At 70.5% G+C, this 13,227-nt stretch carries 13 protein-coding genes; 5 read left to right on the top strand and 8 right to left on the bottom strand.

Going from position 1 to position 13,227, the window contains the following annotated elements; all coding sequences use genetic code 11:
* Nucleotides 1-263: 263 nt before the first annotated feature.
* Together ACFVFH_RS27680 and ACFVFH_RS27675 are read right to left on the bottom strand one after the other, a co-directional pair.
* The gene (locus ACFVFH_RS27680; protein WP_383773462.1) at nt 264-722 is read right to left on the bottom strand and encodes a hypothetical protein; all 459 of its coding nucleotides are present in this window, start codon (nt 720-722) and stop codon (nt 264-266) included.
* Nucleotides 723-1,647: 925 nt separating this feature from the next.
* Entirely contained in the window at nt 1,648-2,124 is a 477-nt protein-coding gene (locus tag ACFVFH_RS27675) for a hypothetical protein (protein WP_383773460.1), read from the bottom strand.
* A gap of 96 nt (nt 2,125-2,220) precedes the next feature.
* Between ACFVFH_RS27675 and ACFVFH_RS27670 the strand changes: the two genes are divergently transcribed.
* Together ACFVFH_RS27670 and ACFVFH_RS27665 are read left to right on the top strand one after the other, a co-directional pair.
* Nucleotides 2,221-2,844: a hypothetical protein gene (locus tag ACFVFH_RS27670; protein WP_383773458.1), complete on the top strand. Its 624-nt coding sequence runs from the start codon at nt 2,221-2,223 to the stop codon at nt 2,842-2,844.
* On the top strand, nt 2,841-3,500 hold the full coding sequence (locus ACFVFH_RS27665) for an NUDIX domain-containing protein (protein WP_383773456.1): 660 nt from the start codon (nt 2,841-2,843) through the stop codon (nt 3,498-3,500). The genes ACFVFH_RS27670 and ACFVFH_RS27665 overlap by 4 nt, the downstream gene beginning before the upstream one ends.
* Nucleotides 3,501-3,862: 362 nt before the next feature.
* Here the strand turns inward: ACFVFH_RS27665 and ACFVFH_RS27660 are convergent, their stop codons facing one another.
* On the bottom strand, nt 3,863-5,032 hold the full coding sequence (locus ACFVFH_RS27660; protein ID WP_383773454.1) for a S1 family peptidase: 1,170 nt from the start codon (nt 5,030-5,032) through the stop codon (nt 3,863-3,865).
* Between the two features lie 327 nt (nt 5,033-5,359).
* Between ACFVFH_RS27660 and ACFVFH_RS27655 the strand changes: the two genes are divergently transcribed.
* A complete protein-coding gene (locus tag ACFVFH_RS27655) occupies nt 5,360-6,661 on the top strand; it encodes a nucleotidyl transferase AbiEii/AbiGii toxin family protein (RefSeq protein ID WP_383773452.1) in 1,302 nt (433 codons plus the stop codon).
* A gap of 20 nt (nt 6,662-6,681) precedes the next feature.
* Here the strand turns inward: ACFVFH_RS27655 and ACFVFH_RS27650 are convergent, their stop codons facing one another.
* The 3 genes from ACFVFH_RS27650 to ACFVFH_RS27640 form a co-directional block, all read right to left on the bottom strand.
* Entirely contained in the window at nt 6,682-6,951 is a 270-nt protein-coding gene (locus ACFVFH_RS27650) for a hypothetical protein (RefSeq protein ID WP_329191406.1), read from the bottom strand.
* 35 nt (nt 6,952-6,986) lie between these two features.
* Nucleotides 6,987-7,451, bottom strand: coding sequence for a MarR family winged helix-turn-helix transcriptional regulator (locus ACFVFH_RS27645; RefSeq protein ID WP_383773449.1), 465 nt, complete (start codon nt 7,449-7,451; stop codon nt 6,987-6,989).
* A 282-nt stretch (nt 7,452-7,733) separates the two neighbouring features.
* On the bottom strand, nt 7,734-8,285 hold the full coding sequence (locus ACFVFH_RS27640; RefSeq protein WP_383773447.1) for a GH25 family lysozyme: 552 nt from the start codon (nt 8,283-8,285) through the stop codon (nt 7,734-7,736).
* Nucleotides 8,286-8,420: 135 nt separating this feature from the next.
* Between ACFVFH_RS27640 and ACFVFH_RS27635 the strand changes: the two genes are divergently transcribed.
* Nucleotides 8,421-9,134, top strand: coding sequence for an NADPH-dependent F420 reductase (locus ACFVFH_RS27635; protein ID WP_383773445.1), 714 nt, complete (start codon nt 8,421-8,423; stop codon nt 9,132-9,134).
* A gap of 77 nt (nt 9,135-9,211) precedes the next feature.
* On the opposite strand, the gene ACFVFH_RS27630 is transcribed toward ACFVFH_RS27635, so the two are convergent.
* Complete coding sequence (locus ACFVFH_RS27630) at nt 9,212-10,591, bottom strand: radical SAM protein (RefSeq protein WP_383773443.1); 1,380 nt, start codon at nt 10,589-10,591, stop codon at nt 9,212-9,214.
* Between the two features lie 180 nt (nt 10,592-10,771).
* Complete coding sequence (locus ACFVFH_RS27625; protein ID WP_383773441.1) at nt 10,772-11,611, bottom strand: pentapeptide repeat-containing protein; 840 nt, start codon at nt 11,609-11,611, stop codon at nt 10,772-10,774.
* 191 nt (nt 11,612-11,802) lie between these two features.
* Here ACFVFH_RS27625 and ACFVFH_RS27620 point away from each other — a divergent pair, with 191 nt between their 5' ends.
* A complete protein-coding gene (locus tag ACFVFH_RS27620) occupies nt 11,803-13,212 on the top strand; it encodes an FAD-binding oxidoreductase (protein ID WP_383773439.1) in 1,410 nt (469 codons plus the stop codon).
* Nucleotides 13,213-13,227: the final 15 nt, after the last annotated feature.

Raw genomic sequence — 13,227 nt, 5'->3', positions numbered from 1 at the left:
CGGCCCCGATTGTCGCTTTCGTCGCGAGGATGACCGGTCAGCCCGTTCCCCTTCCCGTTCCCGGCCGCCGACGTCATCCACTCCTCGCAAAGGCACCGTGGGGTCCATGGCCCTCACGGATTCACGGTGACGCGGCCGACCCGTACCGCCCGCTCACGGGCGGAAACACGGGCCGGCCCGCCGTTGGTCGCCGGTGCCCGGCTCAGCGCTCGGTGCTCAGTGCTCGGTACTCGGTACTCGGTGCTCCGTGCTCAGCGGCCGGATCAGAACACGAACGGCCCGGGTGACTGGGCGGAGGTCGCGTTGCAGGTCGCGGTGATACCCAGGACCACGACCTTGAGGGACTTGGCCTCCAGGCTGTCCCCCGAGGCGACGGTCCCCTTGAGCGGCCCCGTCGACACAGGGCTTCCGGCAGGGATGGCAGGGTTGGAACTGCCACTGAACGTCACCGATCCGGCGCCGTTGTTGGTGAGCGTGAGCGTGGAGTTGACCGAGTTCGCCCCGACGCTGATCGGTGCGGTGATGGCGGAGGTCGAGAGGTTGATGGTCGCGCTCGTGCCGTCCTGGGTGGCGGTGAGCGTCGCACTGCCCGAGCCGTAGACGCCGCAGTCGAAGGAAATGGTGGCGGTGGTGGGGGCGACCGCCTCGGCCGTGGGTGCCAGCGCGAGCGCGCCGACGGCGAGGGTGGAACAGATGGCGGTGCGCCGAATGCCATACCTCATGGTGTTCTGCCCTTCATGTGGGGGGACTGCCGATGCGTCGAGTCGACGGGACACACCGGAGCACAGCATTCCCTGACAGACCGTCAGGGAGGTTGCCTTCCCCATTGAGGCACGGCCCCCTTGAAGCAACAAGGCGCATCACCATGATTCTTGACATGCTACGGCCAATTCTGGTCACCCCTCACGCCTCCCCTCCGCCTCACCTGCTCGCATGGCGCACCGCTCACCTACGACACGGGCCGCCAGTTCACACCGCAGGTGCTTCGGCCGGCGCAGGTCGCACGGCGGCGGCCAGAACAGCCAGGACCTGCCCGGCGGATCATCACCCCACGGAAGGAGATCTCCGGTCAGTATGGTCATGGGACCATGAAGGCTCTGCTCCTACTGTTCGCCGCATTCGTCGTGCTCGTCATACCGACCCTCCTCGTCTGGTCACTGGGGCGACGAGCAGGGACCCCCACTGGATACTGATCGCGTTCCTGCTGGTCGGATGGCTGACCGTGTGCGTCGGCCGGGCCCTCGCGCAGCGCGCGCAGCCGACCCTGTTTCCCGATACGTCACCCTGCTACGGCACGCGCAGCACTCCGGTCTCCCGCTATTTCCCGCCCGACTCGCTCTGTCGTCGTGCGGACGGGGAGTTGCGGACGGTCAATGGACCGCGCGCCCGGTCCGTGTTCTGGACCGCCGCCAACACCACCATGGCACTGGCGATCGCCGCCGTCCTCGCACGGCGCCGTCGACCCGCTTGATCGCGCCCGCTCCGTCAATATCCGCACCGGACCTCGGCCACCCCCATGATCGGGCCGCCAGATCACGCCCATGGGGTCCGGCTGTCTTTCATCGGGAGGGAGGCGGACCCGGGCGGCGGCGACGCCGACAAGGCGTGGCTGCCGTGCCCGTACGGGCACGATCCATCGGCCAGGCCCTACTCCGGCCACATGACCCGTCCGTTCACGACTTGGAGCGCTTCCGGCACCAGATCTTCGCAGAACCGCAGGCAACCGAGCGAGACGACGCCTTCCGCATGGCTGTGGGTGTCGTGCGCCCGCACCGCGAGCCAGCGGATCAGCTCGCCGACCTGGTCGAACTCGTCCGGGTGGATCTCCAGACGGGCAGTCAGTGTCCAGCCCTGCCCGATCAGTTCCGCGCGGTCGGCAGGCATCGAGCAGAGCACGCCGACCACTTGACCGGCCGCGTCGACTCCGGCCAGCAGGGGGCGGGGGTCGTCCGCGACGACGAGCTCCCCCGAATCGTCCTCCGCCACGAACGGGAACGCGGTCACGATGGACAGCCGCTCCGGCTGCGGTCCGATCCCCAGATGCCAGCGCAGTTCGTCGAGCTCCTGCTCGGAGAGTTCGTCCCGCAGATCGACGGATATCGCCAGTTCATACACGTCACTCACGCACCGCACCCTACAGAGAGGGGCCGACACACCAGGCCGGGACCGGACCTCGCTCGCGGACTCTCACCCCCCGGAAGAATGTTGAAGAATAGGGAGGTGACAAGCACAGAGGAGCTCCTGGAGAAACAGGACGCACTGCGTACCGCCGCCGACGCGGTAGGCGCCGACCTACGGCTGGACGAACGGCTGTCCACGGTCGGTCGTCCCGTGCGGGTGGGGAGTTACGCCCTGGGGCTGATGGTCCGCCGCGATCTCGACGTCACGGTGATCTGCCCGAAGCTCGACCCGCAGACGCTGGAGGCCGTTGCCGGGATCGGCGCACGACTGGCGCAGCACCAACGGGTGCGACAGGTCCGGTTCCGTGACGACACCGGCGCATGGAACACCGATCCGGAGTACCCCGACGGGCTCTACCTCGGGGTGGACTGTCGCTCCGTGCGAGGCCACGAGGAATGGAACCTGGACATCTGGTTCGTCGACGAACCGGACCGGCAGCCCGACCTCGCCCATCTCAGGACCCTGCCCCCGCGCCTCACTCCCGACACCCGCGCGGCGATTCTCGGCATCAAGCAGTCCTGGGCGGACCGTGCCGAGTACGGCAGCGCCGTGAAGAGCGTCGATGTGTACCGAGCGGTCCTGAACGACGGCGTCCGCACCCCCCAACAGTTCGACGAGTGGCGTTCCCACACCCTCCACACCCAGGCCGGACCTCTCGGATGAGCGATACTCCCCCGCTGCTGGACATCCGCTTCGACCACGTCGGTCTCGTCGTGACCGAAGCGCCCGACGAGGAAGGAGTCCATCACCTCCCGCTCCAAGGGCGGACAACGGACGGCGCCCTCTGCTCGCTCCCTCTGGCCCGGGCACTGCACGCGCGGATCAGACCGGTCGGAACCGCCGAGACCGTGCTGCGGAACTGGGCGACGGAAGGGCCGACCCCCGGAGTGGCCGCCTGGGACGATCCGACGGCAGCCGAGCCGGTACGGGTACGGGCAGGCGCGGTGGTGATCCGCGACGAGCACATGCTCCTCATCGGCTTCGAGGAGGACGGGCAGCCGTACTACGAGATTCCGGGCGGCGGGGTCGAGGAGGGCGAGACCCCCCGTGCCGCGGTCATCCGCGAGCTGCGGGAGGAATCCGGTCTGCGCGGCGAAGTGGTCACGGAGGTGGCCCGCGTCTGGAAGGACGATCGCCGCGAGCACTACTTCCTGGTTCGGGCCGAGGGCGAGATCGGTGCCCGTGCGGAACTCGACAACCATGGTGGAACGCCCACGTGGGTTGGTCGCGCAGCTGCCCGTCACGCCTGTCTGGCCCCGGCGGCTGGCCTGGCGCATCGCCCACTGGCACGCGACCGGCCGACCGGCCCGGCCGGCTGAACTCGCCGACAGCATCCACGACCTCCAGGCTCCCTGCACCTGGTGACCGCCTTGCCGCGCCCCGTCCGCGACGCTCGGACACGCGGGACGGGCGGGACACGCGGGACGGGCGGCACGGGCGGGACACGCGGCACGGGACACGGGATGGGGAACACGGGATGCCGGGCGCCGGATGCCAGGTCCTCGCCCCGGTAGCGCACCGGCCTCCCGCAAGTGGCCGCTCCTCGCGCGATGAGCCTGACGCGCCCGAGCCACCTCGCGCGAAGGGCCTGCCGCGCCCCGAGCCCGAGTGCGGCTCGTGTCGCGGCAGGCCCCGTGCGGTGGGTGCCGGGCGTACCGGGCCCGGCAGGCCCGACGTACCGTCAGGCCGTGTGCAGCGTCAGCCCGTACCGGTTCAGGATCTCGTTGATCGGCTGGTGCCAGGTCTCCCCGCCGCTGGTGCAGTTGCCCCAGCCGCCCGACGTGACGCCCTGTGCCTGGTCGCCGCTGATGAACGAGCCTCCGGAGTCCCCGGGCTCGGCGCAGACGCTCGTCTTGGTCATCTGATAGACGGCGCCCTGGCTGTAGTTCACGGTCTCGTTCGTGGCCAGCACATTGCCGCAGTGCCAGTGGCTGGTGGATCCGGAGCGGCATATCGAGGCGCCGATGGGCGCCTCCGCGGAGCCCCGCACCAGCTGGTCCGAGATGGTGCCCCAGCCGAGGACCACCGGGACGGTCCACCAGCCGTTGCCCACGCTGACCCACGCGTAGTCGTCACCGGGGAAGGACGACCCCTGGAAGTTGCCGATGGCCGAACCGTCCCAGCCGCTGACCCCGGCGCCCGCCTGTCCGCAATGGCCCGCCGTGACGAAGCCGCCGTACACGGAGAAGCCGATGGAACACCGGACGTTGCCCGTGTAGTAGGGGTCGCCGCCCACGGTTCCGGCAGCGAAGGTCCTGGGTGCCTCGGGGGTCCGGTTCACCACGACGGGGCCGGACTTGCGGGCCCGCTCCACGAAGGAGCGGACATCGTTGTCACCTGCCGCCGAGGAGACCACCTCGACCACGACCCGGTTGGCCTTCGGATCGACGTGCCAGCTGCTGACCCCGTCCGGCGCGGCCATCCTGTCGATCCGCGCCTTGGCCGCGTCGAGCTGCCGGGCGCTGTGGCGGACCACCCGGACGGACACCCCGGACGCTCGCACGTCGGCCGCCTTGCGGCTGTCGGTGAGGGCCACGGTGAGCTTGCTCGTCGCCGGGTCGAACCAGGAGCCGGCGTAGGACGATCCCGCGATCCGTCGCGCCTCGCCCTGTGCGGCGGTCGCCGTCTTCTCCGCGGCCAGCCTCGCCCTGGCCTGGCTCTCAGTCAGGCCGAAGTCCTTCTGCATGGCGGAGAGCAGTCCTGTGGAGGCCGGCGCGTCATCGGCCGCGGATCGGGGTGTCGCGGAGGCCGGGTCCGCCGCGGCGGCGGAAGCCGGTCCGGAGGCGAGGCCCACGGTCGCCCAGGCTCCGACGACCAGCGCGGCAGCCAGACTCGTACGCAGCGTGTTCATGCATCTCAAGGCAATGGCCCTTCTGTTGTTCCGGCATGGTGGGGGAGGAACAGCAGGCGTCCGGGAGCTCTCTTCTGAGAGCGCTCTCAGAGTGTGCCGCAACGGACTGTAACGCAGTGCATCTATCAGGTCCATGCCAATGACGTTTCTGCCTCCGGCCGAAGGGTGCGATTCCATTCCGGCGCCCCGGCGAGCCTGCCCAGCAGCCGCGGTCCCCCCGCGCGGCACGGCCGCCTATGCTCGCGTCGGACGCTCGCGCCGCCCCGGCATGCCGGCTCCCGCCACGGGCCCCGAGAACAACAGCCCCCTCTTCCGCAGGAGCCTCATATGACGCCTTCCGACCGCGAGTTCGCCACCTGGACCAGAGCTTGGGAGGGCCGGCCCTGGGTTCCCCACACACCCCTCGACGAGGACACAAGACGCGCGTCGGACCTTCCGGCCACGCTGCTTCCCGCGCCGGACGGGATCAAGCACCCCTTGGTCTTCGAGCCCTCCCTGAAGCAGTTCGCCAACGCCTACCGGGCAGGCGAACCGCGGTTCGGCGCCGACGAGGAGGCCATGGGCCGGGCCTGGCACCGGGCGCGGCGCACCGTACTGGACACGGTGCTCGCGTCCGTGGCGGACGGTCCGTGGAGCGATCATCTGGTGCTGCGGGGAAGTGTGTTGATGGCGACGTGGTTCGGCGACGCCGCACGCGACCCGGGAGACCTGGACTTCCTCTTCGTGCCCCGGGACTGGGCCGTGGACGATCCCCGGACGTCCGGCCTCTTCGAACAGATCGCCCAGGGCGCGGCTGCGGCCGCCGACCAGGGCTCCGTACGGATCGACGCGGCGGGCATGGTCACGGAGGACATCTGGACGTACGACCGCGTTCCGGGGCGGCGGATGCTGCTGCCGTGGACGGCGGACGGCGTGCCCGGCGGGGCCGTACAGCTGGACGTGGTGTTCAACGAGAACCTCCCCTCCTCCGCCGCGCTCACCGAGCTCCGGCCGCTGGGCGACGGACCGGGCTGTCGCGTCCGGGCCGTCTCCCCCGGACTCTCCCTGGCCTGGAAGCTGTTGTGGCTGGCCACCGACCTGCACCCGCAGGGCAAGGACCTGTACGACGCCGTACTCCTCGCGGAACACGCGGTGCCGAGCTACGAGCTGGTGCGGGAGGCGTTCGTTCTCGGCGGGACCGAGGGCCTGCGGCCGCTGGGCGCCTGGCTGGTGGACGAAATGGCGGTACAGAGCGAGTGGGAGCACTTCACCGCCGAACACCCATGGGTCACGGAGGGCGCGGAAGAGTATCGCGGACGTCTGGCGCGGGCGCTGGCGCCGCTGTGGGAGGCCGGGACGCCGGTCGCGGGGGCGGCAGTGGGGTACCGGGAGTGGGCCCGATGGCTCCAGCCGCTGGTGGAGGCCACGCGCGCGACGGCCCCGGAGCACCCTGCCGCTGCGCTCGGGCATCTGGCAGAGGGCGGCCGGGACGGGTTGAAGGCGGCCGTCGTGGTCGTACGGGAACTGGCCGGGGCCGGGCGCACCGGTCTCGCGGAGGCTCTCGCCGACGTCCTTTCCCATGAGGAGAGTTGGCGGTACTGGCGGGAGAATCCCGCCGCGTGCGCCCGGGTCCTCGACGAACTGCGCTGATCGGGCGGGGTCGCCCCGGCTCAGCCGGCCCGGCCGATCGCGCTGCGCAGCATGGCGACCGTGGTCGCGGCGGCGGCCCGCTCCGCGTCGTCCTCCGTCGCACGCACACGTTCCTCCAGGAGCACCACGGCCGCCTGAAGCACACCCACGCGCACCGGCACGCTCTGCATCGCCGTGAGTACGGCCGCCGCCTGCTCGGCCGGGGTGGCCGTGGCGGCCTGCGGAATGAGGGTGGTGATTCCGCGCCCGAGCGCGCGGTCGCGAGGCGGCTGAGCCGCGGCTGTGGTCACCCGAGAAGTGTGCCGCACGGGGTTCGGGGAACAGGTCAGCGACCTGCCCGCGACGGGGCGGGGTCGTGCTGGACATGGGCGTGGACGCGCCTCAACAGTGCCGCGAGTTGGGCTTGTTCCGGGCCGGTCAGGGGTGCGAGCAGGGTCTCCTGGGCCGCCAGCGCCTCGGCCTGGAGCTCCTTGAGCGCCACACGGCCGGCGGCGGTGGCCGTGATGGTCACCCGGCGGCGGTCGCCGGTGTCCCTGGCCCGGTCGACGAGACCGGCCACCGAGAGATCGTCCACGATCTTGACCACATCACTGCGGTCGATCTTGAGCCGCGATGCCAGCTCCCGTTGCGCATGGGGGCCGAAGTCGACGAGCGCCGAGAGCACTGCCATGTGCCAGAGCCGCAGCTTCCGGTCGGCCAGTCGTGCGGCCAGTGTGCTCCGTGCCACCTTGCCGGTCCTGGACATCAGATATGTGGTGAGTCCCAGAAGGCTGGGCGGGGTCTCGCTCATCCGGATCATCCTAGGCCCGCACCCATCATGGGTCCGCACCCACCGATCAGGACGACGCGTCGCGGACGCCGACGCGCGCCCGGACGAGGCTCGCCGTCCGCTCGCCGTCCGCTCCCCGTCGGCATTCCGTCGGCGTTCCGTCGCACGGTCCTTCGGCGTCAGGAGGTGCGGTGCGCGAGCACGCCGCGCACCGCCTCCTCCTGTCACTTCCGTCCGGTCACGCCTGCGACCGTGCCCGTACGCCGGGGCCCGGCCCTCGGCCTTACCGCCCCGGCGCGGCGCCTACCCCCGGGCCCAGGCGAGCATGGCGCTCCGCGACGGAAAGGCGGCGACATCCTTGTCGAGCGGCTGGTCGGTGTGCTGGTGGATCCGCCAGGAGGCCTTGATCCTGGGCTTTCCCGCAGACACGTAGTCGGCGATCCACAGACCGTCCCCGGCGTACGAGGTGGTGTCGTAGTGCAGCCAGAAGTAGCGGTTGCAGTAGAGCAGCACCTTGTAATGGGGCCGCAGGCGCTTGACCTCGCGGATGAAGTGGTCCTTCTCCGCGTTGCTGGCCCTTTCGCCTTCGCCGTTCTCCTCCCAGTCCACGGCAAGCAGGTCGCCCGCCTTCTCCGGAGCCTTGCTGACGAAATACTCGGCCTGGGCATTGACGTTCCCCGGCCAGAGAAAATGATAAAAGCCGACCACGCAGTCCGCGTCCCGTGCGCGTTTCGCCTGTTCGGCCAAATTCGGATTGGTGTACGAACGCCCTTCGGTGGCCTTGATGAAGACGAAGTCCACTCCGTCCGTATCGAAGGACGCCTGATGGGAGCTGACATCGACGCCGTGCAACATGGGCACCGCCTTAATGTGGGCTATGTGTTTCCGTTCTCTGTCTGAAGCTGCCCGCCGTCGCCCGTTCCCATCCTCGGGGTGAACGGGCGAATCGCTTTTCCATCGTCAGGAATACGGATCGATCACGGGTAGTTGATGACCCGTCGAGACCACATCACGTACCGCAGACGCCATCGGAAGGTCGGATCCATGAAGATCGGCATCATCGGAGCAGGCAACATCGGCGGGAACCTCGCCCGGCGCCTCACGGCGCTGGGCCATGACGTCTCCATCGCCAACTCGCGCGGTCCGCAGACTCTCGCCGCGTTCGCGGAGGAGACCGGGGCCACGGCGGTCACCGCCGCCCAGGCCGCTCGGGGGGCCCGGGTCGTCGTCGTCACCGTCCCCCTCAAGGCCGTCCCCGATCTGCCGTCCGGCCTGATCGACGGGGCCGCGGAAGGGGTCGCGGTGATCGACACGTGCAACTACTACCCGCAGCAGCGGGACGGGCGTATCGCCGCGATCGAGGACGGCAGGCCCGAGAGCCGGTGGACCGAGGAGCAGATCGGTCATCCGGTGATCAAGGCGTTCAACGGGACGTACGCACAGGACATCCTGTCCAACGGCTCCGCGAAGGGGAGCCCCGGCCGCCAGGCACTGCCGGTGGCCGGTGACGACCCGGCGGCCAAGCAGGTCGTCCGCGACCTCATCGACGAGCTGGGGTTCGACACCGTGGACGCGGGAGGGCTCGACGAGTCCTGGCGTCAGCAGCCCGGCACTCCCGTCTACGGGCTCCGGGGTGACGCGGACGCCGTCGCCAAGGCGCTCACCGAAGCGTCCCCCGAGCGCACGGCCGAGTGGCGCGCCTGACGGTCCCTGCGCCGGGGCCCGGCGGGCACGACCCCGCCGGGCCCCGGTGATCTCACCGAGGAGCTGCCCGTCGCCGTTCAGTCCGCAGGCGTGGCGGCCTCGTCGTCCGGACGGGCCGGAAGGCTGTCCATGAACGAGCTGACGGAGAAGACGGCGCGTCCAGGGCCGGGCGGGCCGTAACCGGGGGGCGAGCTGAGCCCGTACTCCTCCATGGTCGCGCGGTAGGCCTCCAGCAGTCGGATGTGGTATTCGAGCGGCGCTCCGTCCGGGTTGGTCTTCCCGAGCGGGGTGGTGGGCTCCGGGCACCAGGTGGTGAACCGCGGGGTGATGCCGTGCGACATGAAAAACCGCAGCCCTTCGGTGGTCGAGGCGATGGCCTCGTCCACCGTGGTGAAGCCGAAGGGCTCGGCCATCTCCACGCCCGCCACGAAGTTGGGGATCACATTGCGGGCACCGAAGACGTCGGCGGAGTCGAGGATGCGGCGGTGCCATTCGTCACGGCCCACGTAGCGCTCCTTGCCCGGGCAGTAGAGCTCGAACAGCCGGCGGTCCCACACCTCGTAGTTGGGGTGGTAGATCTGTACGCCGTAGTCGTGGAAGCGCTGCACATCGGCCTTGGGCAGGGCCTGGGCGACGACCTTGCCGATCCAGCGGCCCGGGAAGCGCTCCTCGATCGCCTTGGCGTACTGCCCGTAGAAGTCCGCCTCGTCGCGGCCGCCGATGTGGGAGGTGATGGCCCCGCCGGTGAGGGTGTAGGCGGTGGAGGTCTTCGCCGTGTCGTACTTGTCGATGATGGCGAGCGCCTCCAGGACCTCCTCGACCGGCTTCACCCCGGTGTACGGGCGTCCCGCCGCCTTGTGCTGGCGCCAGTTGTGATTGATGTCGCAGTACTGGCACTCCTCCTTCGCGCCGAAGTACTGGCAGACCCGGAAGACGGTCAGATAGACGAGGTAGCCCCACTGGATGGTGGGCGCCACCTCCATCACGGACTTGCCGTTCTCCAGCGTGTGCCGGTAGTAGTCCGGCATGGGGGGCAGGCCCACGTCGGAGATGCGCCGGCCGTCGAGGTACAGCCCGAGGACACCGTCCTGGTCGGCGGCGACACGGTAGGGGGAAGCGGGGTTGACCCGGACCGACACGACCGTTCTGCGCAGGTCGTACGGACCTCCGGTGAGGACGATCTCCTCCGGCGGGCGGCGCAGTGCGGCCGCGCCCAGCTCGGGGAGGGTGCCGTGGTCGAACGAGAAGATGAAGTAGGACTTCGGCTTGACATCACCGCCCTCGTTGTCGCTGAGGGCGGACTCGTCGAACGCCACGCCGCCGCGCAGCAGGTCCTCCTTGATGACGGCTTCCCGGGGGACGTGCGGGAACTGCTCCATGAGGCGCTCGACGAGACGGGTGCGGTTCCCGTCCGTCCGGCTGGGGTCGGTGCGGCTGCGGTCGGTACTGCTGGGCATGTGCGGGACTCCTCGGTCCGGTCGTCTGCGGCGTTCCGGGTACGCCACACTGTGCAACGAACCGGGCACGTCCGCAGTGCCCGGCCCACCGGCCGGTTCGTCCCGGTGCGGCTCGGAAGGTCCGGGGCCGTGGCCGGCCTGGTCCGGGTCGTCGCTCGGTGGCCGCCCGTGTGCCGCGATTCAACGGTCCCAGTGCGCGGGGCGGTGAAGCGACGGCGGGAGCTTCGTCGCGGCGTCGCCCCTGGCGGCGTTGAGCTGGGCCTGGGTGAGGAAGAGGCTTCCGGTGAGGTCGGCGCCGGAGAGGTCCGCGTCCCGGAAGTCCGCGCCGATCAGGTCGGCCCGGCGCAGATCGGCACCGGTCAGGTCCGCCGCGATCAGGTACGCGCCGCGCAGATCGGCTCCCCTCAGGTCGGCGCCCTTGAGCCCGGCTCCGATGAGGTCGGCGCCACGACGGTCCCGCCGCTTCTTGCGGGGTGCGGTCGCCCGGACGACTTCGCTGGTACGGAGCAGCAGCTCGGCCACGACCTCGCGGTGCCCGGCCACGTCCAGCTCCGGGAACGCCTCCGCCGGAAGGCGGGTGAGGCGTTCGGTCTCCTCCAGAACGCGTCGGATCTCGCCGTGGAGGGTGCGGGCCGGTTCCAGGGACAGCGCTTCCGTGAGGTACCAGAGGAGTTCATGGAGCTGCCGCATGACCGGGAACACCTGGAACATCCGCCGGGCGGTCCGCGGCGCGCCGCGCCAGTCCTGGCCGTCGAAGGTGTCGCGGGAGACCTTCTGCCCCGCCCCGAAGCAGTCGTACACCGTGCAGCCGGGAAAACCCCGCGTCCGCAGTTCGGTGTGGATGCCGCAGAGGAAGTCCTCCTGGAGGTTCCGGCAGGGCTTTCCGGCGTCCTTGTCGATCGCGAAGTCCGCGGACCGGGTCAGGGTCAGCGCCACGCAGCACAGCCCGAAGCAGCTCGCGCAGTCGGCGCGCAGCGCGGCGCGGTCGCCGCGGTCGGGGGCCTGGACGTTGTCGGGCACGGTTCGTGGATCCTCCGGGTACGGGGCTGCCGAGCGTTGAGGTACGGAGCTGTCGGACCGTCGACCCTATCGGGATCCGTCACCCGATCGTGTCAATATTCATGATCGTCAGTTCAGGGGCCGCGGTACGGGCCCGAGCCGCGCGCGCAATGATGGTGGGTAGTACATCCATGTAGGAGGTGGCCACGACCGTGGCGAACCCAGCAGTCGACGACATCCCTGCCCGGCGGGTCCTCACCGACCCGGCCGGCCTCGCCCGGTACCAGCACGACGAGGCCGAGTGGGCCCCGTACGGAACGCCCCTGGCCGTGGTGCGCCCGCAGAACACCGACGAGGTACGGGACGTGGTCCGGCACTGCCTGGCCCATCGCGTCCCGCTGGTTCCGCGTGGCGCGGGCACGGGCCTGTCGGGAGGCGCGAACGCCGTGGACGGGGCGATCGTCCTGTCCTTCGAGGACATGAACCGCATCGTCCGCATCGACGCGGCGGAACGGCTCGCCGTCGTCCAGCCGGGAGTGGTCAACGACGACCTGCGGGCGGCGGGCGCGGAGCACGGGCTCTGGTACCCGCCGGATCCGGCGAGTTCGCCCTGGTCGACGATCGGCGGGAACGTCGCGACGAACGCCGGCGGCATGTGCTGCGTCAAGTACGGCGTGACGCGGGACTACGTCCTCGGGCTCGAAATGGTCAACGGGCTCGGCGAGGTGGTCTCGCTCGGCCGGCGGACCGCGAAGGGCGTGGCGGGGTACGACCTGGCCGGGCTCATGGTCGGCTCGGAGGGCACCCTCGGCGTGATCACGGAGATCACGGTGCGGCTGCGTCCGGCGCGGCCGCAGGAGCGGACCGTGGCGGGGTACTTCTCCTCGGTGGTCGACGCGGGCGAGGCGGTGAGCGCCGTGACCGCTTCGGGCGTGATTCCCTCGGCGCTCGAACTGGTCGACCGCCACTGCCTGGCCGCCGTCGACGCCTGGAAGAAGATGGGGCTCTCCGCCGACGCGGACGTGGTGCTGCTCGGCCGGGTCGACACGCCGGGGGCGGAGGGCGACGCCGAGGCCGAGCTCGTACGAGAGTGCTTCGAGCGGGCGGGTGCCACCTGGGCCGCGGTCTCCACCGACCAGCAGGAGGCCGATGCGCTGTTCCAGGCCCGCCGACTGGCCTACCCGGCACTGGAACGGCTCGGTCCGGTCCTGACGGAGGACGTGTGCGTACCGCGCACCGCGGTGCCCGAGATGCTGGCCCGGATCGAGAGGACGGCGGCCCGGCACGACATCCTGGTGGCCAACATCGCCCATGCCGGGGACGGGAACCTGCACCCGCTCATCATCACCGCACCCGGCGACGAGGCCGCGCGCGCCCGCGCCCAGCTGGCTTTCGAGGACATCCTCGACGACGCGATCGCCCTCGGCGGCACGGTGACCGGTGAACACGGGGTGGGGCTGCTGAAGATGCGCGGCATGGACAAGGAGCTGGGTGCCGCGGTGCTGGGCATGCATCACGCGGTGAAGGCGGCGCTGGACCCGCACGGCATCCTCAACCCGGGCAAGGTGCTCGGCGCGGGCGGGCCGGCGCCCGGAGCCGAACGGGGCGCTCCGCAGGGGTGAGAGGGCGCGGGGCGC

This window comes from Streptomyces sp. NPDC057697 (assembly GCF_042799335.1).
Lineage (GTDB): Bacteria > Actinomycetota > Actinomycetes > Streptomycetales > Streptomycetaceae > Streptomyces.
The sequence above is the reverse complement of the archived record's forward strand: the minus strand, read 5'-3'. Positions and strand labels throughout refer to the sequence as shown.

What these genes read in the sequence shown, in the direction of transcription:
- ACFVFH_RS27645 (WP_383773449.1), bottom strand. Translation starts at nt 7,451, where the DNA reads ATGAGCGAGACCCCGCCCAGCCTTCTGGGACTCACCACATATCTGATG.
- ACFVFH_RS27680 (WP_383773462.1), bottom strand. Translation starts at nt 722, where the DNA reads ATGAGGTATGGCATTCGGCGCACCGCCATCTGTTCCACCCTCGCCGTC.
- ACFVFH_RS27630 (WP_383773443.1), bottom strand. Translation starts at nt 10,591, where the DNA reads ATGCCCAGCAGTACCGACCGCAGCCGCACCGACCCCAGCCGGACGGAC.
- ACFVFH_RS27640 (WP_383773447.1), bottom strand. Translation starts at nt 8,285, where the DNA reads ATGTTGCACGGCGTCGATGTCAGCTCCCATCAGGCGTCCTTCGATACG.
- ACFVFH_RS27635 (WP_383773445.1), top strand. Translation starts at nt 8,421, where the DNA reads ATGACCCGTCGAGACCACATCACGTACCGCAGACGCCATCGGAAGGTC.
- ACFVFH_RS27660 (WP_383773454.1), bottom strand. Translation starts at nt 5,032, where the DNA reads ATGAACACGCTGCGTACGAGTCTGGCTGCCGCGCTGGTCGTCGGAGCC.
- ACFVFH_RS27655 (WP_383773452.1), top strand. Translation starts at nt 5,360, where the DNA reads ATGACGCCTTCCGACCGCGAGTTCGCCACCTGGACCAGAGCTTGGGAG.
- ACFVFH_RS27665 (WP_383773456.1), top strand. Translation starts at nt 2,841, where the DNA reads ATGAGCGATACTCCCCCGCTGCTGGACATCCGCTTCGACCACGTCGGT.